General features: G+C 34.4%; 23 protein-coding genes and 4 tRNA genes. 13 read left to right on the top strand and 14 right to left on the bottom strand.

Annotated features, from left to right (window positions below; all coding sequences use genetic code 11):
• Positions 1-87 precede the first annotated feature (87 nt).
• From comGB to HMPREF2728_RS10110, 7 genes are all read right to left on the bottom strand, one after another.
• Positions 88-1,131: a competence type IV pilus assembly protein ComGB gene (gene comGB / locus HMPREF2728_RS10140; RefSeq protein WP_080982622.1), complete on the bottom strand. Its 1,044-nt coding sequence runs from the start codon at positions 1,129-1,131 to the stop codon at positions 88-90.
• Entirely contained in the window at positions 1,052-1,993 is a 942-nt protein-coding gene (comGA, locus tag HMPREF2728_RS10135) for a competence type IV pilus ATPase ComGA (RefSeq protein WP_075227847.1), read from the bottom strand. Before comGA ends, comGB begins: the two co-directional genes overlap by 80 nt.
• Positions 1,994-2,050: 57 nt before the next feature.
• Positions 2,051-2,428: a DUF1033 family protein gene (locus HMPREF2728_RS10130; protein WP_007555701.1), complete on the bottom strand. Its 378-nt coding sequence runs from the start codon at positions 2,426-2,428 to the stop codon at positions 2,051-2,053.
• A 137-nt stretch (positions 2,429-2,565) separates the two neighbouring features.
• Positions 2,566-3,624, bottom strand: a complete 1,059-nt coding sequence (locus HMPREF2728_RS10125; RefSeq protein ID WP_075227846.1) for a zinc-dependent alcohol dehydrogenase family protein — start codon at positions 3,622-3,624, stop codon at positions 2,566-2,568.
• A 138-nt stretch (positions 3,625-3,762) separates the two neighbouring features.
• Positions 3,763-4,914 (bottom strand): N-acetylglucosamine-6-phosphate deacetylase, encoded by a 1,152-nt coding sequence (gene nagA, locus HMPREF2728_RS10120; protein WP_060956243.1) that lies wholly within the window; start codon positions 4,912-4,914, stop codon positions 3,763-3,765.
• Between the two features lie 484 nt (positions 4,915-5,398).
• Positions 5,399-6,040, bottom strand: a complete 642-nt coding sequence (locus HMPREF2728_RS10115; protein WP_049509182.1) for a hypothetical protein — start codon at positions 6,038-6,040, stop codon at positions 5,399-5,401.
• A gap of 3 nt (positions 6,041-6,043) precedes the next feature.
• Positions 6,044-8,926: an SEC10/PgrA surface exclusion domain-containing protein gene (locus HMPREF2728_RS10110; RefSeq protein WP_075227845.1), complete on the bottom strand. Its 2,883-nt coding sequence runs from the start codon at positions 8,924-8,926 to the stop codon at positions 6,044-6,046.
• Between the two features lie 171 nt (positions 8,927-9,097).
• Between HMPREF2728_RS10110 and HMPREF2728_RS10105 the strand changes: the two genes are divergently transcribed.
• On the top strand, positions 9,098-9,436 hold the full coding sequence (locus tag HMPREF2728_RS10105) for a helix-turn-helix domain-containing protein (protein ID WP_049509180.1): 339 nt from the start codon (positions 9,098-9,100) through the stop codon (positions 9,434-9,436).
• Between the two features lie 7 nt (positions 9,437-9,443).
• Here the strand turns inward: HMPREF2728_RS10105 and HMPREF2728_RS10100 are convergent, their stop codons facing one another.
• Positions 9,444-10,490: a hypothetical protein gene (locus tag HMPREF2728_RS10100; protein WP_049509179.1), complete on the bottom strand. Its 1,047-nt coding sequence runs from the start codon at positions 10,488-10,490 to the stop codon at positions 9,444-9,446.
• 201 nt (positions 10,491-10,691) lie between these two features.
• Between HMPREF2728_RS10100 and HMPREF2728_RS10095 the strand changes: the two genes are divergently transcribed.
• The 6 genes from HMPREF2728_RS10095 (at position 10,692) to HMPREF2728_RS10070 (ending at position 15,558) form a co-directional block, all read left to right on the top strand.
• The gene (locus tag HMPREF2728_RS10095) at positions 10,692-11,111 is read left to right on the top strand and encodes a hypothetical protein (RefSeq protein ID WP_049509178.1); all 420 of its coding nucleotides are present in this window, start codon (positions 10,692-10,694) and stop codon (positions 11,109-11,111) included.
• Positions 11,112-11,124: 13 nt separating this feature from the next.
• Complete coding sequence (locus tag HMPREF2728_RS10090) at positions 11,125-11,364, top strand: hypothetical protein (RefSeq protein ID WP_049509177.1); 240 nt, start codon at positions 11,125-11,127, stop codon at positions 11,362-11,364.
• Positions 11,361-12,782, top strand: a complete 1,422-nt coding sequence (locus tag HMPREF2728_RS10085; protein WP_049509176.1) for an FtsK/SpoIIIE domain-containing protein — start codon at positions 11,361-11,363, stop codon at positions 12,780-12,782. Before HMPREF2728_RS10090 ends, HMPREF2728_RS10085 begins: the two co-directional genes overlap by 4 nt.
• A 92-nt stretch (positions 12,783-12,874) precedes the next feature.
• The gene (locus tag HMPREF2728_RS10080; RefSeq protein ID WP_049509175.1) at positions 12,875-14,005 is read left to right on the top strand and encodes a replication initiation factor domain-containing protein; all 1,131 of its coding nucleotides are present in this window, start codon (positions 12,875-12,877) and stop codon (positions 14,003-14,005) included.
• Between the two features lie 20 nt (positions 14,006-14,025).
• Entirely contained in the window at positions 14,026-14,364 is a 339-nt protein-coding gene (locus tag HMPREF2728_RS10075; protein ID WP_075227844.1) for a DUF771 domain-containing protein, read from the top strand.
• Between the two features lie 51 nt (positions 14,365-14,415).
• Positions 14,416-15,558 carry a tyrosine-type recombinase/integrase gene (locus HMPREF2728_RS10070; protein ID WP_075227843.1) on the top strand — a complete coding sequence of 381 codons (1,143 nt, stop codon included), beginning with the start codon at positions 14,416-14,418 and terminating at the stop codon, positions 15,556-15,558.
• Positions 15,559-15,836: 278 nt separating this feature from the next.
• Here the strand turns inward: HMPREF2728_RS10070 and HMPREF2728_RS10880 are convergent, their stop codons facing one another.
• Positions 15,837-16,235, bottom strand: a complete 399-nt coding sequence (locus HMPREF2728_RS10880) for a hypothetical protein (RefSeq protein ID WP_049496811.1) — start codon at positions 16,233-16,235, stop codon at positions 15,837-15,839.
• A gap of 172 nt (positions 16,236-16,407) precedes the next feature.
• Here HMPREF2728_RS10880 and HMPREF2728_RS10060 point away from each other — a divergent pair, with 172 nt between their 5' ends.
• On the top strand, positions 16,408-16,734 hold the full coding sequence (locus HMPREF2728_RS10060) for a DMT family transporter (protein WP_049505554.1): 327 nt from the start codon (positions 16,408-16,410) through the stop codon (positions 16,732-16,734).
• Between the two features lie 163 nt (positions 16,735-16,897).
• On the opposite strand, the gene HMPREF2728_RS10055 is transcribed toward HMPREF2728_RS10060, so the two are convergent.
• A complete protein-coding gene (locus HMPREF2728_RS10055) occupies positions 16,898-17,344 on the bottom strand; it encodes a helix-turn-helix transcriptional regulator (protein ID WP_000287814.1) in 447 nt (148 codons plus the stop codon).
• A 319-nt stretch (positions 17,345-17,663) separates the two neighbouring features.
• Here HMPREF2728_RS10055 and HMPREF2728_RS10050 point away from each other — a divergent pair, with 319 nt between their 5' ends.
• The 5 genes from HMPREF2728_RS10050 to HMPREF2728_RS10030 are packed head-to-tail and all read left to right on the top strand — an operon-like array spanning position 17,664 to position 21,154.
• Positions 17,664-18,137 carry a hypothetical protein gene (locus tag HMPREF2728_RS10050; protein WP_075227842.1) on the top strand — a complete coding sequence of 158 codons (474 nt, stop codon included), beginning with the start codon at positions 17,664-17,666 and terminating at the stop codon, positions 18,135-18,137.
• A 40-nt stretch (positions 18,138-18,177) separates the two neighbouring features.
• Positions 18,178-19,374, top strand: a complete 1,197-nt coding sequence (locus HMPREF2728_RS10045; RefSeq protein WP_075227841.1) for a replication initiation factor domain-containing protein — start codon at positions 18,178-18,180, stop codon at positions 19,372-19,374.
• A gap of 2 nt (positions 19,375-19,376) precedes the next feature.
• Positions 19,377-19,763: a hypothetical protein gene (locus HMPREF2728_RS10040; RefSeq protein ID WP_006595173.1), complete on the top strand. Its 387-nt coding sequence runs from the start codon at positions 19,377-19,379 to the stop codon at positions 19,761-19,763.
• Between the two features lie 59 nt (positions 19,764-19,822).
• The gene (locus HMPREF2728_RS10035) at positions 19,823-20,017 is read left to right on the top strand and encodes a DUF3173 domain-containing protein (RefSeq protein WP_000598356.1); all 195 of its coding nucleotides are present in this window, start codon (positions 19,823-19,825) and stop codon (positions 20,015-20,017) included.
• A gap of 3 nt (positions 20,018-20,020) precedes the next feature.
• Positions 20,021-21,154: a tyrosine-type recombinase/integrase gene (locus HMPREF2728_RS10030; protein WP_049523200.1), complete on the top strand. Its 1,134-nt coding sequence runs from the start codon at positions 20,021-20,023 to the stop codon at positions 21,152-21,154.
• Positions 21,155-21,228: 74 nt separating this feature from the next.
• Here the strand turns inward: HMPREF2728_RS10030 and HMPREF2728_RS10025 are convergent.
• From HMPREF2728_RS10025 to HMPREF2728_RS10010, 4 genes are all read right to left on the bottom strand, one after another.
• A tRNA-Leu gene (locus HMPREF2728_RS10025) sits at positions 21,229-21,312 on the bottom strand.
• Positions 21,313-21,321: 9 nt separating this feature from the next.
• A tRNA-Gln gene (locus HMPREF2728_RS10020) sits at positions 21,322-21,393 on the bottom strand.
• A 13-nt stretch (positions 21,394-21,406) separates the two neighbouring features.
• A tRNA-His gene (locus HMPREF2728_RS10015) sits at positions 21,407-21,479 on the bottom strand.
• 13 nt (positions 21,480-21,492) lie between these two features.
• Positions 21,493-21,563 (bottom strand) — tRNA-Trp (locus HMPREF2728_RS10010).
• Positions 21,564-21,612: the final 49 nt, after the last annotated feature.

Genomic DNA, 21,612 nt, shown 5'->3' with positions numbered 1-21,612 from the left:
AGTATAAAGAATTTTAGTAACCTTCATTTCTACCAGTGTAAAAGCTTTTGCCTTGGCTTTCTTTAATTTCATCAACATTTTTTTCATCTAAAAATTTACCTCCATATTTTGATACATAGGCAGCAACATAGCTGCGTACAATAAAACGATTAGCAGAGCTACAAAAATAAAGACCAGGGGTTGAACTAAGTTCATAGTACGATTAACTCGAGTAAAGAAGGATTCCCACGTTTTTTCTGCATAGATTTCCAATTCGCTTCCCAACTTGGACTTGACCTCTCCATATTCAATGATTAGTCCCAACTCTCTTCTAAAAAAAGGATAATTCCGCACAACCATAGAAAATTCATGCCCATTTTGCAAGGACAGGGATAAATCATGTCCGATTTCCTTAAAAAGAGGATTTCCTTGCTCCTGCATCATCTGAAAAATCTGTGATAGCTCCAGACCTTGACCAATCATATTACCCCATTCTCGAGCATAATAGGCCGTCAGATAATACTGAACAAATACACCTAGAAAGGGAATTTTAGCTAGAAAAGAAAAGACTTGTATCTTCTTAGATTTTCTGTAAAATATCAGTCCTGTTAAAGATGCAAGACTTAGTGTTAGAGTAATCCCAAGAAAAATCTGTGGTAGATTGCTAATCACTAAGGTAGCTATGTTGCTACTATCCAGTTGAGGCAAGAGATAATTTCGCAAACCCATCATAATGAGCAGTAAGAAAGCTAGCAAAATAAGTGGGTAGGTCGCAACTTCAATTAACTTCTTCTTGACCTTAGCAAGATTATCCAAATATTCTTCAATTTTCCCCAAACTCAAATGGAGATTTCCATGAACTTCAGCCAATGAAAGTTGCGTGACAATCGCACTCGAGAAACCTAAATGACCCATCATTTCCGAAAAAGACTTTCCCTGCGCAAGTCCTAGTCGCATCTGCGATACATATTCCTTTTCCAACAAGAGACTTCTATCTAGAAAGGAAATGATTTCTACCAGATGAAAACCACTCGAAAATAAATTGTTAAAGAGAGTGATGATTTTCTTCTGCTTACTGGTAGCTAATTTTCTCCGTTTCAGCTTGAAGGGCAGTGATATGTCCTTCTTTAAGAAGCTGGTCAATTTGTCCATTCCACTTTTCTGCCTGGTGTTCTTGATAATTTCCATTTGCAACATCAATGATTCCTCCTCCTCCGATTAGTCTCTGGTAACAAACACCTTGTAAAACAACTGCAAGTTCATCTTCACTGACACCAAGTTCTAAGAGGCGCTCATAAACCCCACGAACACTCTTGGCATGGATTGTCGAGAATACCGTGACACCTGTCAGACTAGCTCGTACAACAGCACGGGCTGTTTCACTATCTCGAATTTCTCCAATGATTAAAAGATCTGGACGATGTCGTAGGGAAAGTTTTATCAAGTTTTCATAGCTCAGTCCGATAGCTTCATTGAGCTGTAATTGCAGCATCTCTTCCTGCTTAATTTCTACTGGGTCTTCAATAGACATGACTTGCTGTCCCTTGAACAATGACTTGGCTAATTCATGCATCAAAGTAGTTTTACCACTTCCTACGGGGCCTGCAAAAAGATAAAGCCCGCGTTGCCTAAAGCCCTTTTCCAGTTCCTTAAGGTCCTGAAACCAGAAGAGCAACTCTTGTTCTTGATCATGCAAAAGCCGGATAACTAGACTCTCATGACCACGATAATCTCCCACCGTCGATAAGCGTAATGAAGAAACCTTATCTCCATGCTGATAATCACAGGAACCAAGCTGACTACGGCGTTTTTCTCCAACGTTCATCCCCGCAATAAACTTAAAATGACTAATGACAGCCCCCAACTTTTCAAAGTCATAGGTGTTAATCAAATGTCTCTCATCTCCAACTCGCATATGTAGCTCGTAAATCTTTTCTTTAGGAATAAAATAGATGTCCTGAGCTCCCTGTTTTTTGGCCAGTGTAATCAATTCTTGTGCAAGTATTTGTACCATATCTTCCTCCTCATTCTTATTATTCGAAGAAAATATAAAAAAGAAGAAACAACTTCATTAAAAAGTTGTTTCTTCTTTTTTTATGCGACAAGTACGGTGGATTTCTAAACCAGTCTGCTTTTCGTAACCAGGTCTAAATTTTTCATCTGGAATGACTTGACCATCTTCCAACAAAGCCAAGGAATGATATTGCTGAAGAAATTCATCGCATTCTTCACACCAGCGTTTATCTTCTGGATCCCAAAAAATAGTCATCAAGTCTCCTCTACTTTTGTAAAGGGGAATCTCCTTTTCTAACTCAAACCAACAAGACTTATAATATTTCAAGGCGTCATAATAGTTATCAAATTTTTTGCTCGCAATGACGTCGTCTTCCCAGCCTTCTATAAACCACCACGGTTCAAAATCTCCGTACATTTTTATAACTCGATACATAGTTTAACTTCCTTTGTACCGTATATTATAGCGAAATTTTGAGAACAATGAAAGAATTTTGCTCATTTTCACGAATTATATAACATTTTCAAAAAATCCAGCTATTCTAAAACGAATAACTGGATTTAAAAACAAGATTAACCTTCTGAAATATCGTTTTCAATGATCACTTTAATTGCATGATGATCGGCGGCCTTACTAAATACTTCATAGGCCTTTTCTATTTCACTAAGTTTGAAATAATGAGTTACCAATTTTTCAGGTTCAATTTTATGACTTTCTAAGGCTTTCAAAAGCTGAGGAGTTGTATTGGTAGAAACCAATCCAGTAGTAACATTAATGTTACGAATCCAAAGAGTGTCCAAATCAAACTGAACTGGTTTACCATGCACACCACAGTTGGCTACTGTTCCATCTACACCGATAATCTTTTGACAGAGATCAAACGTTGCAGGAATACCAACAGCTTCTATAGCAACATCCACACCTCTACCATCTGTTAAATCATAAATTTCTTGAATTGCTTTTTCAGGGTCTGAAGAATTAATCTTATGAGTAGCACCGAAAGAAACTGCAGTATCCAAACGGTTATCGTCTAGGTCCACCATAATCAATTTAGCTGGTGAATAGAATTGTGCCGTCAAAAGAGCTGCCAATCCAACTGGCCCTGAACCAACGATAGCTACACTACAGCCAGGCTCAACTTTCCCTTTTAAGACACCAATTTCATAGCCAGTTGGCAAGATATCAGATAACATAACTAAGGCTTCATCAGACAAGGCAGATGGAGTATGATAAAGAGTATTATCAGCATGAGGCACACGAAGATATTCTGCTTGCATACCGTCAATCAAATGTCCAAAAATCCATCCACCTTCGTCTTCACAGTGAGCATAGATTCCTTTTTTACAATAGTAACACTTGCCACATGCACAAACGCAAGAAATTAAAACCTTATCACCCTTTTTGAAGTTTGAAACTCCTGCTCCAACTTCCTCGACAATACCAATTCCTTCATGTCCTAGGATTGTTCCACTCTTACAAGCGGGAACATCCCCTTTAATAATATGAAGGTCAGTACCGCAAATAGTAGTCTTAACGATACGCACAATAGCATCTGTTGGCTTGCGAATAACTGGTTTGTCTACATCAACAAAAGAAGCAAGGCCGGGTTTAACGTAAGTATAAGCTTTCATAAGCAATCCTCCGCTTTTTTATTTGTATTGTTTATATCACGATTGTAAACCTTTTCAATATCGAAATCAAGTGATATGTGAAAGAAATAACAAATTTATTAAAAAAAGTAGAAACTAAAGTCGTTTCTACTTTTTAGATTATGCTTGATAGCGTTTTTCTCCATCTAGATAAGTTGCTACTAATTCCAAATCTTTATCTAGCACGATAAAGTCTGCATCGTAGCCTTCACGAATTTGTCCACAGACGTCATCGATATGAACTGATTTAGCTGGATTCAGACTAGCCATCATGACTGCTTCATGAGGATTCGCAATTCCCCATTCAACTACATTTTTGAGACCATCTTTTAGTTTGAGAATGGAACCTGCCAAGTTACCTGTAGATTTAAGGCGAGCAGTCCCATTTGCAACTACAACTGGAAATTCACCTAACATATAATCACCATCTTGCAAACCACCTGCTGTCATACAGTCAGTGATAAGGGCAATATTTTCAGTTCCTTTTTGTTTAAGAAGAATTTCGCAAGCCTTAGGATCCACGTGATGACCATCACAAATCAATTCTGCATAAGTGTGTGGTAACTCATACATAGCACCAACCATACCAAGTTCGCGGTGTGTTAAGCCACGCATTCCATTATAAGCGTGAACCCATACACTAGCTCCGGCATCAACAGCTTTTTTTGCTTCATCAAAGGTAGCATTAGAGTGACCAAGAGCAACAGTTACACCTTCACCAGTAATTGTACGGACAAAATCCTCAACACCATCACGTTCAGGTGCAAGAGCAATTTTATTAAGAAGACCATTAGCAGCCTTTTGCCAAGCGCGGAATTCATCCATACGTGGATCTTTCATATAGGCAGGATTTTGAGCCCCCTTAAATTCTTCGGTGAAGTAAGGTCCTTCAAAATAAATACCACGAATCTTAGCACCAGATGCTTCTTGATAGCGTGCACCAATGTTTTCAGTAACAGCCAGCAATTGTTCGTATGATGAAGTTAGTGTAGTTGGTAAGAAACTAGTAACACCTGTGCTAAGAAGGCCTTCACTCATCGTATGAAGTGTACCTTCGATATTATTATCCATAACATCGACACCACCAAAACCGTGAATGTGTGTATCAACTAGACCCGGTGCAATGCTGTAACCAGAGTAGTCTAAAATTTCTGCATCATCCGAAATCTCTTCAACATGCTTACCAAACTTGCCATCAATAAGTTCCAAATAACCTCCACGACGAATACCATGTGGATAGAAAAATTGATCAGCTTTAATATACTTAGGCATAATGATAACCCCCTTAAGAAATAATCTACTATTTATTATGTCAATTACATTATAAACCTTTCAAAACAATTTGTAAATGGTATAGACCTTTTTTAGTGAAATTTTAATAAATTACTCAACAAAAAAACAAGGTTTGAAAACCTTGTCTTTCATACTATACCGGCGGCCAACAAACTAGCGTTAAAATAAGTTAAAATAAATAACCAAGAAACGATTAAATCAAGATATTATCACACGCTAATTAGTATTGAAATTGAGGAAATTGACCAGTGGTTGACCAAATAAATTTTAAACTTTTGCTTTAATTTTATAGCCTTGGAATTTAATAATCACAATTTTTTATACATAGTTCAATACCGTGTTCGGCACAATCGGTATAGTCCAATATTCATTCTCAAAAATGGTCTAAATAGCGTAGTCTTTTAAACTATTTTTGTGAATCCAAAAAATCTTCCTATTTATAATAAGAAGATTTTTTATTTAATTACAGTCCATGCTTATAATTAAATGCATGTGCTTCAATTTCTTCAATTGTGTCTGGGAAACGTTGTACCAGTCTAGCATTTAATAATTTTCTTAGACTTTCTTGTTGTGTTAATTCTCCCATCTCTAAAGCATGTCTTACATACTCTCTAACTTTCCAGTATTGTTTAGCATCTTCTATCAATAGTTTTTCAAATTTTTTAGGTCGTATGAATATTAATCTTACAACAAAAACAAATGCTGAAAAACTTAGCACTGTGCCAATATCTGACAACCCAATTGGTACACTTAATAACCAAATAATAAAAACTGTAAATAATGGATGTCTTTTAATAAAGTTTACTAATTTCTCTGTATTAAATTCTTTCGTTAGATGTTGAATATCCTTTTGCAATACTGAAACATTTATTACACTAGCTTTTTCAGGAAAAGGGTAGTCTTTAGCTCTTAAATGACCATCGACTTCTAAATGACATAAATCTTCACGTACAATAGGGTCAAAAAATCTAGCTTGATAAGTTTTAAACTTTGTAGCCGCTCTCTCTTCTGCTGCTGACAATGTTTTCTGAATACCTATTTTTGTCGCTGCATGGCCTAAAGTTAAGCCAGAGCTAACTTTTAGTGAGTCTGTAAATAATCCCATTTTTTATTTTCCTTGTCTTCTTTTTAATGCAATTCCTAGTCCTGATAGAATTGCTAAAACAAATAATGTTAAGTTACTTTCTTTCGTTCCAGTATTTGGTAATGTTTTTGCGCGTTCTACTCGTGAATAAGTTGGCTTATCTGATACTTGTTGCTGACTTGTATAAGTCTGACCTTTTGTGATAACATTTCCTTTATTATCGATAGTAACGTTTTTATCACTTGCATAATCTTTATTTGATTTATCATTTTTGGCTTGTGGACGATCAACGTTAACTGGTTTTTCATAAGTAGCTGGTTTTGTTTCACGTACAACAACATTCCCTTGTGCATCCAACGTAACTTCTTTACCTGCATCAAGAGCTTTCTTCAATTCGTCAACATTGGCAGTAGGAAGTTCTTCAGCAACTGGTGCATCTTTAGGGATAGCAACGATTGTTCCGTCAGGAAGTTGTTTAACAGTGCTATCTTTAGCATCTTCCTTAACGAGTGCATCAAGATTCAATTCAGGAAGCACTTCAGCAACTGGTGCATCTTTAGGGATAGCAATTACTGTTCCGTCAGGAAGTGTTGCAACAACGTTTTCTTGAGCTTTCTCTGCAAGGTCAACGAGTTTAGCATATGTTGCTTCAAGTTCTGCAAGTTTAGCTTCTTCAGCTTTTTGTGCAGTCAACAAGTTTTCAAGCTTAGACTGTGCCATTTCTAGGTCAGATTTAGCGAGTTCCAATTTGACACTAACGGCTGTTCTAGCTTGTTTTGCTTTAGTTAGAGCAACTGGTGCGTCCAAATATGCTTGCAATTGTTCAGCCAATTCTTTAGCTTCTTTAACAAGAGCATCTTTTTCAGCAAGAAGTTTAGTAACTTGTTTGTTCAAGTTGTCTAGTTTAGTTTCTTGGTCTTCAAGTTTGGCTGAAGCATTTTCAAGAGCTTGTGACGCAATTGTTCGTTTCACTTTAGCGTCTTTAAGTGCGTCTTGAGCTTTTTTAAGAGTAGCTTTCTTGTCAGCTAGACTTGCTGAGAAGTTCGCGACTGCTTCACTTGCTTGAGCTTCACGTTTCTTAGCGTTTGTCAAAGCAAGGTTTGCAAGTTGTAAGTTCTTTTCAGCGACTTCTGTTTGAAGTGGAGTAGCTGTTTTGCTTGCCAATTCTTTTTCAGCTTGTGTTTTAGCGTCAAGTGCTGAAGCATATTTACGTGAAGCTGCTGCTAATTCAGCTTTTGCGTTTGCAAACGCATCTTGAGCTTGACTGTTTTGTTTTTGTGCTTCAACTAGTTTTGCTTCAAGTTGGGCAAGGTCTTTGTTGAGGTTAATTTTATGCTTACCATCGCTACCAAATGAGTTGATGAACCAATGATTTCCGTTGATATTAGCAACTGTCATAGCAAGACCGTTATCATAGTCTCCTAAAATGCCACCTAGTTGATTATCCAAATGTCCCCAATTTGAATCACCATCTAGGAATGAATATCTTTTAAAAGCATCTAACACAGCATATTTCAAACCAAGCATTGTTGAAATTCGTTCACCCCCGTAGATACCTGCCATATTTTCCGGACCGTTGTTTTCAGAAATGTGACCAGCTACAACAGGGTCGGTTCCACGCGCTTCATAGGCTTTTGCCTTTTTTTTGCTATGCTCAAGTGTATCTTGAGCTACGTAAGCTCTATTTTCTTTTGGATATCCCATGTTTTCTCGTAAAGCATTGATTAACTTAGCATAAAAATCACTAATTTCAATAATTTCAGCATCTTTCAAATTGTCAATATCTACTTTGCGATTAGCATCATTTTTATTAAAGTCAACTGTGAGAGCTTTATACATTTTTGCTCCCATTAGCAACATTAATTCATTAGCTTTACCATCTTTTTTGTAACGATTACGAACATAATAACTCTTAGCATCTGAAAATGTAATATCATTTTTATCAAGACCATAGTAAGCTTTTTCTTTATCTGTCAAATGGTGAACTGGATTTCCCATTTTGATGACAGCCTCACCAGAGCGAGCTTTCTGTGCATCCAAAGCAGTTTGAGCTTCTTTTTCTGTAGACGCTGTAGCATCTGCTTTTGTTTGGATAGAATCAACTTTATTTTGATCTGCGTCCATCATTTCTTTAGCTAATTTCAATGCATCATTTTTAACATTCACGTTGTTTATAGCTGATTTGATAGCATCTTCACGTGTTTCATCAGCTTTTTTTGCTGTTGCAAAAGCTGTTTCAGCTTCATTGACGGTAGCTTCAGCGTCTTTGACACCTTTTTGAGCGTCTTTCAAGTCTTTCTCAGCATTTGCAAGTCCAGTTCCGTCAAGTGCAGATTCTGCATTTGCGACTGTTTGTTCAGCTGTTTGGACATCTTTTTCGGCTTGGTCAAGATTTTCTTTAGCTGTTGCCACGTCTGATTGCTTTTCAGCAAGAACTTTCGTTTCAGACTTAATTTGTGCATTTGTAGCTTCAGTTGCTTCTTGGTTAGTGGTTTGCGCTTCAAGGTTCTTAGCTTGAGCATCTTTAACTTCAGCAACTTTTGCAGGTGTTACTTGAGAAGCAATTGCTTGTGCATCGTTAACAGCCTTATCTGCATTAGAATATTCTGTTTCAATTGAAGCAACAGTAGCTTCTTTTTCTTTTACATCAGCTTTAGCTGTATCAATCTTAGCTTCAGCTTCTTTTACAACAGCTTTTTGAGCGTTAAGAGCAGGTTTTACTGTAGAAGGCGCAGGAACTTCACTCTTTTCAAGTGGTTTCACTTGTGACTTAGCAACAAGAGCAGGTTCATTGACAGCAGTGTCAGTAGGTACTGAAGTCGCTTGAGCTTCTTGCGCAAATGCAGGCGCACCAACTGATGCAAGCGCAATAGCTGTTGAAGTGGTTAGGGTTTGTAGTTTTTTCATCAATTTCTCCTTTAAAAACTAATAAAGTGAGCTTATTTTTATAGTTTTACTACACTATTTTATCATTATATGGTGTAATATTCAACACTTATATAATATACAAGTGTAATTTGTACTACTTATTATTTATAATTTTTATCTTTAAAATAATATTAGGTAAAGGTAAAAACTATGAATCAAAACAACTTACAAACATTTATTGCAAAAAGAATTAGATATTTACGATTGACAAAAGGGCTTAGCCAAGAAAAACTTTCCGAACTGGCTGGCCTAGGCTCGAAACACATCCACAACATAGAAAATGAAAAATATAATTTTCAAATACAAACGTTAAACAAGATCATCACAGCTCTTGAAGTAGATGAAAAATCATTTTTTAATTTTGAGTTCCCAGAAAAGAGTGAAGAAATTGAAAATATTATCAATCAACTTGAACAAATACCAGAACCACAAAAAACAGATATAATTGATGCAATAGCAACCTTATTGAATAACATAAACAACCGCTAAGAAAATCTTAGCGGTTTATTTTTATCCCAAAATTATCCTCTAAATTACTTAGAAAATCCTCTCTCCAAAAAGAGTCATTTATAGTCTTGTAAAATTCGACTAAATACCGTTTAAATGAAATTTCAGTTATAACTCTATTTTTATTTTGTTCTTCAATCTTTTCTTTATACTTGTTAATCTGATACTTTTCAAATTCATATATTTTATTTGAAAGAGAAGAAATCACGTTCTTGTTTTCTTGATTCATATAAATTTTTTTAAACTTATTGAAAGATTTTTCAAAATTAAAAGGTGGTATAAATTCTTGATTCTTTAACTTATTATAAAATTCTTCTACTTCTTTTAATCTACTATTGTAAGCATCCAATGACAATTCTGGTGCTACAGACTGTAATATTTCTGTACGCCCCCTAACATCCTCTAATAGTTCACCTACTTTTTCAGCTTGTTCAATGCATAATTTCTGATTTTCAAACCAATCTTCTTTTAATCTTCGTTCAAATTCTTCTAATAAAGTATTTATAGTTAACTCAAAATTAGTCTCCAACATTTCTTCATTCAATAGTTGCTTAATTGTTGAACTAGTACGTGGCTGAATGCGAAAAATTTTAATCGGTAGTTGACGTCTTTCAATCTCCAATTTTAATGAGAAAAGATAATCTTCACTCATTAAATACGCAGGCTTGCCAGAATTTTTAAACTCTTCTCTAATTTTGGCTTCTGGTGTTTTAAAACCTTGCCGTTGTAATTGCTTCACTAGCTTATCTTCTTTTTTATAGAGATTATCCCAACTCGAGAGAATTTTGGGATTTTTCCCAAATTTTGGAAATACATATAAAGTTTCAACTACCTCATCGCCTTGAAAATTTATGTATGATTCAATTATATGTTCTCCCTCTGAAAGTTGCTTATATTGGCCTAGTACATCTTTTTTCAAAATATCACGAATTTGTTTTTCAGTTATATCCATATAGAATTCTTTTTCTATTCTTCCGCTAGGATAACTTCTAATATAATCCAAAGCTTCTTTTACATTATAATATTTTTCTTTCAATATAATGTCCTCCTTATCGCTATTTTCAGCTTATCAAATAAAATCTCCTAATGCAAATTTTTTTATTTTTTTCCCTTTTGGTGTATTTGACGATTGTAATTTTTAATCGTGATACACTTGAAATGTAAATAACGAACGTTCAAATATTTACAAGAAAGAATTAACAGAAAGTACTAGCTCTTAGCTAGTTTGGTAACAAATATGAATAATAACTTAGTTCAAACAGGATTGTTTGGAAGCAACTCAAAACAAACAGGCGATTCAATTGTAAACGACCGTCGCACTGCTCCAGCTCTTAATAACATTTCTACATGTGTTGCTGTAAGTGTTACTGAGCCACAGCCATTCTTCCCAATCGTCGGTTTTGAAAAAAATACTAATGGTAAAAACGCCCCTGTATTCTCAGACAAATCAATCGGTTACGAAGTGTTTCTTTCAATGCCAAGGGATGATGGTTCTGTTAAACTGATTAGTCTTGTTGTTCCTACGATAGAGATTGCGAACAAGATTCAGTTCAGACATTTGTATCAGTTAGTCAACCCACGTGGTCGCTATAAGTTCAAAAGTTTCGATGTTATAGAAGTCTGGGCTGAAGATGTTAAAGAAGTTAGTTTAAAGTAGAAAGGAAATAGATATGAAAGATATTTCTAAAGAATTAGATGATTTAACAGCTTTAGACCTGCCTATCGAACTTCGTAGAATTTTAGCAATTTACATTAATTCTGAAGTCCAAGGGCGAGTTTCATCTTTTGTTAATTTGAGTTTAGTCTATTCAAATGGTCGTTACACTGATTTCATTCGTGCATACATGTATTTTGAGCTCATGCGTCGCAAAATGTTAACAGAGATGCAAGAAATATGTAGGTATTTATGATTAGATACAGATTAAATAAAAATACAGGTCATTTAATACCTTCATTCCCTAATGTTGTAACTCTACTCCAAATTTTTGGAGTTGGGTTACTATTTTGTGGTGGTATTATTCGATGGCTACTATTTAAAGGAACAGAGATTGGTATTTTTAGAAGTGAAGCGCAGTTTGGTTTGAATTTAATAGTGATTGGAATAGCTGTCTTGCTTTTTACGAATCTTGTTTTGCTGGTTCGGTTTGTTTTAAGGCTATCAAAAATTGGGGCAATATCTTTATACTATCAGCTAAGATTGATAGAACGACAGACACACAAAGGGCTGTTGGATTCAGCAACTGCTAATCGCAAAGTTGGTAGCAAATTTATCGATGTTAGTAAAGCGCATGCTGACTTTGAGAAGTCAAGCAGGCGCATCACGGTAAAAATCAAAAAGTTAGCTGACCAAACTACAGACGATTTGGAAAAGTTTGCGGAAATGTTATCAGCTTGTTTAGTGGGTAAAAATCGTTCACTCATTGTTTTAGATTATTGGTTAAGTGAAGATAATACAGAGTTCATTTACTTATTAGATGATATTGTAGAAGCTAGAGCAAGACAGCTCAAGCCAAGAGACATAATTGAGTTAAGACCTGACAACGATTTTGAAATAACAGTTGAAAAAGGCTTAACCTTTTCATTCTTACGTTCTCCTCAAATTTTATTGGTTGGAAATACAAATTCTTCTAAAACAACTTTTTTAAAATCTATGCTTGCACAAGTATTCTTGTTCAGTGAAGATGTTGATTTAACAATCTTAGATGTAAAATCTGAGTTCAGCTCATGGGATTTTCTACCAGTTGGGGCTATTTTATCAGACAGTGAAGCTATTTTAGCATATTTTGAAGAATTGTTGGAATTAGTTATTAAACGTGAAAAAGAAATTGCGAAATTGTCAGCACGTGATGATATTACTGGCGCAACTTTTGTGAATTTCGGTAAAGAGATGAAGATGAAGCTATGTATTATCGAAGAATATTCAGCAATGATTTCAAGTATTACAGATAACAAGATGAGAAAAAGGGTTCAAGATTTGGTCTTGTCTATCGTTTCACGTTCTCGCTCGAGTGGTGTCTATATCTGTATCTGCATGCAACAACCAAGGGCAGAGCTTTTGAGTACAGCGGTACGAGATAATTTAGGTGTTCGTATTTGTTTATCAAACGGAGCTATTACAGACGAATTAGCTAGAATGGTCTTTGGAGAAACTGACAATATTGATAATCATGCGCCCAGGTTTTCTGGGTATATCATGACTACTGATGGACAGTTCAGCAAACCACGGAAATTTTGGAACATTAATCTACACGAACACGGTTTGGAAAAGATTAGTACATTTAAACAAGCGTTTTTATACGGTCAGAGATTAAGAAAAAAGCGTAAATAATGGGGTACTAGCATTCATGGGGGTCGAGTAATGACCCCCATCCCACCCCTCACGGCGTTAACTACAATATAATTAAAAGGAGTTATTTTACTATGATTCAATGTGACGTTGATGAAATTTCATTTGTATTTTTACCAGAGTATAACGAAATGATGTCTAATTATGAGGCATTTGCTTTGGATATTTGTTCAAAAATTGATGAATTATTGAAATTAGAAAAGTACACGGTTAATTACAAGCTAAATGAAAAAGGCTTTGCAGGATACAGTTATATTATCAATTTTGATGAATTTGAAATTTTGTTATGTTTTAACACTGACAGCCCACGAATGGGAGTGCTTCTCAAATTCTCGGGTCAAGGTTTGAAACATTACTTGAAACGACGCGAAGAAGATAATCAAAAAATTTCGTATCGCCAATTAGTTCAAAAATTTTTTGAATTAGAAAATTATTTTAGCGGTAGTTGTAGAGTTTCAAAAATTGATTTTGCGATTGATTTTATAGATGAAGGTTTGAAAGTGAATCAGATTCACCAGGAGTTAAACAAGTCAATAATAAAATCAAAATACGTTGATAGTTTTACAAATACAATCAAATTGAGAAAGAATCAGTCAAATATCAGTACGTTCAATACAAACAATAGAGTAGAAACAATTTACGTTGGTAGCAAAGCAAACAAAGGAAACTCTCTACTATTACGAATTTATGATAAAAAATTGGAGCAGGAGAAAAAGAAGGGCATCTTTTATTCTGAAGCATTGAAATGCGATGATTGGGTGCGATTTGAAATGTCAATTAGGCAGGGTTACGCTAATCAAACTGGTCTAGATATTTTAAAATGTAGAAACGATAAAGAACTATCGAGCCTAATTTTTCAACGATTTACTGACAAATATTTATTTTTCAAAAATGATGAATTATGGGATATTTCAAAGGTTATGCTGGAATACGTTTCGACTGATTTTGATTTATTGAGGTCAAAACCAAGAAGAAAAAATGATTTATTATCTACCTATATTTACTTATTGAAAAACAGCGGTTTAGAATCATTTCTATACAAGATTGATAAAATTTACGGTAAAGAAGCAATTCAGGAATTTTTCAAGCATGTTTTGATTCATTTCAAAACAAAGTACAAACCCTCACCAGACACGATCATTTTTCTAAATAATAAAAAAGATGAACTAATGAAAGAAAAAGAGCCGTGGAAAATATTCAAGTAAGAGAACGAGAGGAAATGTATATGACGGATAAAATCTCAATTAAAATAGAAAATTTGGAAGTAAATCTTCCTCAAACACACATTATAGTAGAGAAAGATGAATATCTTGAATTGAAAAACAAGGCTTCACAGGGGCAATACATGAGTCTATCAGAGGTTTTAGAGATGGTTTCAGTCTCTCGACCTTGGCTACTCGAACATGTTCTTTATCAGCCTGATATTCGCTCAAAAATCGATATTGATAAAAACAGAGATGGGTTTGTGAAATATCCAGACAATCAGGGCGGACGGTACTACTTCTTAGCCAGCAAAACGAAACAATTTTTTGAAGAAAACTTTGCAGAAATCTTTAGTTTATGATACGATAATCAAGATAATATCTTGGTTATCGTCTTTTAGGAAGAGGTAATCATGTCAGTTTCATTCAGAAAACGAGGTAAAAAGAATTTATGGGATTATAGAATTTTTGATAAAAATAAAAAGGTAGTTGCTTCAAATTCAGGCTTTAAGACAAAAAGAGAAGCTGAAATTGAAGCGTTAGCTCTTGAGTTAAAATTGCTTAATGGTGCAATAATTGATAAAAATATTACATTCTATGCTCTATGGGAAAAGTGGCTAGAATTAACAGTTAAACCACTCGGAAAAGCAGAAGCTACATTTAATAAACATTTATTGCGTGGTAAGTTTATCAAAGATTATTTTAAAGATAAACCAGCATTAAAAATCAAAGCGAGCGAATATCAAGCATTTATTAATAAGTACGCTGAAACAAATTGTCGTGACAATGTAAGTAGAATGAATGCGGAAATTAGGAATGTTATTGTATTTGCGAAAAGAGATAAGCTTAATATCGAAGATTTTACTGAAGGGGTTATTCTTTCAGGACGACCTCCAAAGAAGCGAAGAGATGAAAAATATATTCATAGCTTTGATGACTATCAAAAACTAGTAACATATTTAGAAAACAATCTTGATTTAACTACTTCTATAGTTCCGTATTTATTGTTGATTCAACTGAAAACAGGAATGCGTGCAGGAGAAGTTGCAGGTCTCACATGGGATTGTGTATTGTGGGAAAGTTCAGAAATCAAAACTTATAGACGATATGATACAGCAAGAAAACGTTGGGCAAACCCAAAAACAGAAGAATCAGTCCGTACTATACCAATTGATAATGATACTTTAACTATTCTAAAAAAATTAAAACAAGAACAAACTGTATTCATTGAAAACGGAACAATTACAAATAACGAAAATATGATTTTAGTAGATTTAAATTATAAGATTGTAACAAATTCAGGAATCAATAAGCATCTAAAGCAAATTTTAAATGATTTGAAAATTTATCCGCAGAATATGACAAGTACAGGTCTGAGACACACGTATTGTTCAACTATGCTAGCAATGGGTGTTGATATTTGGGCAGTTTCAAAGTTAATGGGGCATCGAGATATTAAACAAATAACTGAAACTTATGGACATCTTATAAAAGAAAAAGCAGATATTGAAAATAACAAAGTTCGTGCAGTTTTGACGAGTTTAGTTAAAAAATAGAATTATTGACCAAAAGTTGACCAAAAATAAAAAGAAACATTGATTTAACAACGTTTCTTAATACTATATTATACCGGCGGCCGGGGTCGAACCGGCACGTCCTTGCGGACACTGGATTTTGAGTCTAATATTATTAGTTTTAAATCTCAGAAATATTGATTTTATAAGCTTTTTTTCCATAATATTTTTTAAAACTTAGTATCACTTCCAAAGTTTAGATACTTTTTAGTAACTATAAAATGCTAGAAAGTATACTCCTTATTAAAAAGAGTTTTGGACTAGTTTTGTGCAATTTTATTACCCATATCCGTAATAAGAGAGGCTAAATTAATTGCCTTTAATGATTGTAGAAATTGGTTGTGAATATCATTAGACACATAACCAGCTAGCAAAATATGCTCAGCCATGTCATATTGCTTAATCAAGAGAATCTTATCATGTTTTTCATTAAATAAAATCGCACTAATTGCTGTATTAAAGACTGGAAAACGAAAACTCGCACATTGTGAACAATAAGGAATATCTCCCTCATCTTTTAAAAATTTTTTCTCCAAAGGATGCCCACATTCGGGACAACAAGTCATTGTTTTGTCAAATATAGAAGCCTCTTTTTTAAAGTTCTTAAAAGTAATTTTACCAGTAAAATCGAGACCACGCAAGACATTGAAATAAATCAAGACTTTATTTAAAATTTATCTTATGATATACTAAACTTATCAGCTATTGGTTCTGAAAAAGTGTCTGCCACAGTTTTACTACAAATTCTCATGACTTGTGCCAAGATTTATAAAAAACGGATAGCTATAATAGCTCTTAGAGCAAAAACATGACATATAGGAGGTTAAAGACATGTCATACTTTTATCTTTTTATCGCCATTGTAGGAGAGATATTGGGAACTAACCTTTTGAAATTATCAGACGGTTTTACAAAGCCTATTCCAACCGTTTCTGCCCTACTTAGCTATGGCGTTTGTTTCTATTTCTTATCACTAGCAATGCAAAAAATTCCTGTAGGAATAGCTTATGCAACATGGTCAGCTGTCGGTTTAGTTTTGATAGCCTCTATCTCAGTAATGATTTTCAAAGAAACACTAAATGTTTATAGCATTATCGGTTTAATTTTGATTATCATTGGTGTTGTCATGGTTAACTTATTAGGAAATGCAGGACATTAATAAAACCGGCTCTATACTATTTGTAGTGGGTAAATCCCCTATGGATATTATGGAGCCTATTTTGTTGTAGAAAAAAAGTTCCATAAGAACTATAATGAAAAGCTAGAATTCTGTCAATATTTTGGACACATTTTGGGAGGGAATTTTGAAGACTAGCGTCCTCCTAATTTTCCCAATAAGTTTTAACTTCTTCAAAAATCTTATTCAAAAGTTCTGCATCTTTTTCTGACAACTGATTTTTTTCTATAACTCTATCTTTTAGTTCTGTTGCCTTTATTTTATTTCTTGCCACCGAAACTGCTATTGAATGTTTCAAAATATCAAACTCATCCTTTGAAAAGTTTGCAATATTGGTAAGATCTAATTGTTCTAGAGGTAAACTACTGATAATTGAATAAGGTTTTTGTCCCAGCAAATAATCTGTAGTAGTCCCAAAGATATTTGCCAATTTCACAACGAATTCTAATCCTGGTTCTAACGTTCCATTCTCCCACCGAGAATATGTCCCTTGTTGAACTCCAATTAATTCCGATATTTGTACTTGAGTTAACTTTTTTGATTTTCTGAGAGTTTTTAACCTCTCTGAAAATTTATAATCCTCTGTATACATAATTCTCCTATAGATATTCTTATTCGTATATTTTAGCTTGACAAAATATTCCAAACGGTATAAAATAGAATTATTCCATAAGGAATATTTATTTTGAGATTGAATATTCCATTGAGAATATTATAGCATAAAAGGAGGTAAAAGCGTATGTAACTAGTAGTCGATTTAAAAAATTTTAATAAAGGAGGTAAGATTCGACAAAATAAAAAATCTTGAAACAAATGTGCCGTTCGTTCCAAGATCAAAACATATTATGTAACAATTATACCACAGAAAACTCTTCAGTTGCACAAGAAAATTTCGGAGGTTTCACAAAAAGATGACCAATAAAGAGTTAGTCAATCAAATTTCTGGCCTAAACTCTACCTCTACTCTTAAAAATTGGATTCAACTGATTAAAGAGATAAGTGGCAAGGAATTTAAGAAAATTAAAGTTCCTATCAGTAGAAATCCCAGAACTCATCAATTAAGTTATACAGTTGCCTATGATTTTACAGACGAAGACCTTAGACAATTTCAAAAGTTAGCTAAACTAAAACTTGAAATAGGTCTAAAAGAGGCTATACAAGCCGTATTTGGGAGTCTAGCAGACAATGAGCATGAATCCCTAAACCAAGTAATAGATGAGCTCTACGATGAACTGAGCGCCTTAAAACAGGAATTTAAGCGAGAAATGCGACTGATAAAAATTGAGAATTCCAACCTAAAAAAGAAAATCCAAGATATTGAAGAGTCGATGCAAACCGGCTTACTAGGGTTTGTTAACGAGAGGTCAAAAAATAGGTTCGGCTAATAGCGAGTTTTCGGCTGAGCCATGAGGCAGAAAGCCGAAAATGAGCGTAGATGCGGACGGACCATTTTTGACCGATAGGGTGTGTAGTAACACCACCCTCTGCAAGTTAGGTGTACCATCGAAAGAATTCAGTATTACCAAGGGTTTTGGAGATTTCAAGGGTGGCAAAATTAGGCAAAAAGTTGAATCAAAATCTATGGCAAAAAAGGAGCATTTACGTTCTGTATTTGACTGGATTCAAATTCAGTTTGATAAGACTGAATTTTCGCCAAAAGAAATAATCGAAGATATCCTATTTCTTGACTTTGACCTATTTATTGAGAATAAGGGGAGCCTTAAATACTATAACTATGATAGCCAGCTTCATTATGGGAATATCCGTATCTACTATGGATCGAAAGAGTCGTCCTACATGCTTGTCATGTCAGGACAGGCACTAGAGTTCTATAGAGATAAGGTATTAGATCCAAATAGTCTGTCCGAAAGACAGTTTCTGGACAACCTCTACTACAATTACAATCAATTTTCAGTAAGACGAATTGATATTGCAATAGATGATTTTAATGAAACACCCTATTTCACTCCTAATCAGCTTCTAAAGATTTGTCAGAAGAAACGCTTTATATATGGAAAAAGCACCTACTACAATACCTACGGAGATGAAACAATCGGTCAGACCTTATATTTGAGAAAACCCAATGATGATGAAAGACTTAGAATTTACGATAAACGCTTAGAACGAGCTGAGAAGCTCGGTATCAGCAAGCGTTTTATAGAAAATTGGATAAGAACTGAGTTAGAACTTAGGAAAGAAAAAGCTCACTACTTCATTCAAGAATGGTTGCATTCAGAAATAGACCTTCTCAACTTTACCAAGGGATATCTCAAAGAAAAAGTGAGATTCTATAGTGATAGCCATTTCTCAAAACCTTTGAGATCTTGGGAAAAGTTTTTAGGTCACTCAAAACCTATCTCTATCATTATTTCAAAACCAAAAACAGAACTAGAACAAAAATTAGAATGGTTTACCTATAAAGGTTCAGGGGCTATTCTAAAAGCGTATAAATTTCTATACGACAATAATTTACTGCATGAGTATGAGAAGTCTAACTATCTCGCACTCAACAATATGGAATATCCACCAGATTTAGCAAGTGGATTAATAGAAAGGGCAATACTCTTTAAAAGAGAGGATTTGATCCCCACAATCAAAGAAAATATCAAAAGGAGAAATTAACTATGGCAAAAATGCTTTCACAAAATGACTGGAATTTTAATAACATTGGAACAAAATTTGAATTGGATGAAGTCATTCCAAAATTTGAAACGGAAGTCCGAGCTGATGCAAACGGAGAAATTATCAAAAACCGAGATGGTAGCGAAAGACGTTTTAATACCGATAAAATCATTGGTTGGAAATACAATGTAACGATCAAGGATGGACAATTCAAAAAGAAATCAACCCAAGTCTCAGTAGACAATCCAGAAGCTTTAGTTGATAATGACTATATCCAAGCAATGGATGAAGTACCAGTAACATTTGACAATTTACAAGCTACTATGATTAGTTCGACAATGTATTACAAGGCGGATGCTATCCATTTAGTAGATGTAAAACAAAAATAAGTATCAAACAAGGGGAGTTAATCCTCCCCTTACTTAATCTAATTAGAAAAGGAGATAACATGATTAAAACTGTAACAAAAGATGACCTTATCGAACTTGGATTTGCTCCAGGAACTGCAAGAAAGATTATCCATACCGGCAAATTACTATTAGTGAATCGTGGTTTTAACATCTACGATAACAAACGGATTGGTACAATCCCAGCCAGTGTTGCTGAAGAACTATTAGGAATTGAACTCCAGAAAGAAGCATAATGAATGACTATTCGTAAAACTAAAAATGGTAAATGGACCGTTGATGTTTCTAATGGTTTTCACCCAGTCACACAAAAAAGAATACGTATCATTCGGAAAGGATTAAAATCTAAAAAGGAAGCCCTAGAACTAGAACAACATATTCGAGTTGTAGAATTAAAAGAAAAACAATTTGACTTTGTAGTGACAACGGATATGTTATTCGACTTACTTGAAGAAGATGATATGAAAAATGGCAGAAAAGTAAGCTACACAAGTACACAAAGAAACAATTATGAGCGTCATATTAAGCCATATTTTAAAAATACAAATTTAAATAAATTAACGTATGACCATATATTCGAATTTCGTGAATACCTAAAAACAAAACCTAAAAAACAAAATGAAAATGAAGTTTTAAGCTATAATACAATTAATAAGGTTCTAATTCTACTTAAAAAAATTTTTGATACTGGTATAAGAAAATCTCTCATTGATAAAAATCCTGTTGAGAATTTGAGAAAACTACCAATTAGGAAGCCTGATATTAAATTTTGGAATATAGAAGAGTTCACGAGATTTAGAGAACTTATTCGAGATGATGAAATAAGCTATGACCTGTTTTTCGTAATTGCCTTCTTTACTGGGATGAGAATGGGAGAAATACTCGCATTAAACTGGAATGATATAAATCTTTTAACAAATACGATTTACGTTACCAAAACGGTATACTTTGTCAATAATACAAGCTACATTAATACAACAAAAACACGATCAGGAACTAGAAATATAACAATAAATCAGAAATTAGCAGAAATGCTAAAAGATTGGAAAGTAAAACAAAAAGAAAAACTTGAGGAATTTACGAAAAATACTGAAGAACTACAAATAATACAGAGTACACCAATAACAATTACAAAAAATATGATTGATAAGAAGTTTAAGCAAATACTAGAAAGGGATAAAGATTTAAAGAAAATAAGAATTCATGATTTGAGACACTCTCATGCATCATTACTTATAAATCAAGGAGAAGATTATCTTGTTGTCAAAGAAAGATTAGGACACGCATCTATTACAACAACAATTGATACTTATTCTCATTTGTACCCTAGCAAACAGAAAACATTGGCTAATAAACTTGATGATTTATTTTAAAATGGAAAAAATTGGTAACTCGACACACAGCAAAGAAAAAAAGACAAGGTCCGAAAACCTTGTCTTTAATACTATACCGGCGGCCGGGGTCGAACCGGCACGTCCTTGCGGACACTGGATTTTGAGTCCAGCGCGTCTGCCAATTCCGCCACGCCGGCAAATAGTAACTGGGGTAGCTGGATTCGAACCAACGCATGAGGGAGTCAAAGTCCCTTGCCTTACCGCTTGGCTATACCCCAATAATATAAAATAGGCGAGTGATGGGGATCGAACCCACGCATGCCAGAGCCACAATCTGGTGTGTTAACCACTTCACCACACCCGCCATAATTTTAAAACACGGGCAGTAGGAATTGAACCCACACTGAAGGTTTTGGAGACCTTAGTTCTACCTTTAAACTATGCCCGTAGTTAAGGTTATGGAAGGGGAGGGATTCGAACCCCCGAACCCGAAGGAG

This window comes from Streptococcus sp. HMSC061D10 (assembly GCF_001808865.1).
Lineage (GTDB): Bacteria > Bacillota > Bacilli > Lactobacillales > Streptococcaceae > Streptococcus.
The sequence above is the reverse complement of the archived record's forward strand: the minus strand, read 5'-3'. Positions and strand labels throughout refer to the sequence as shown.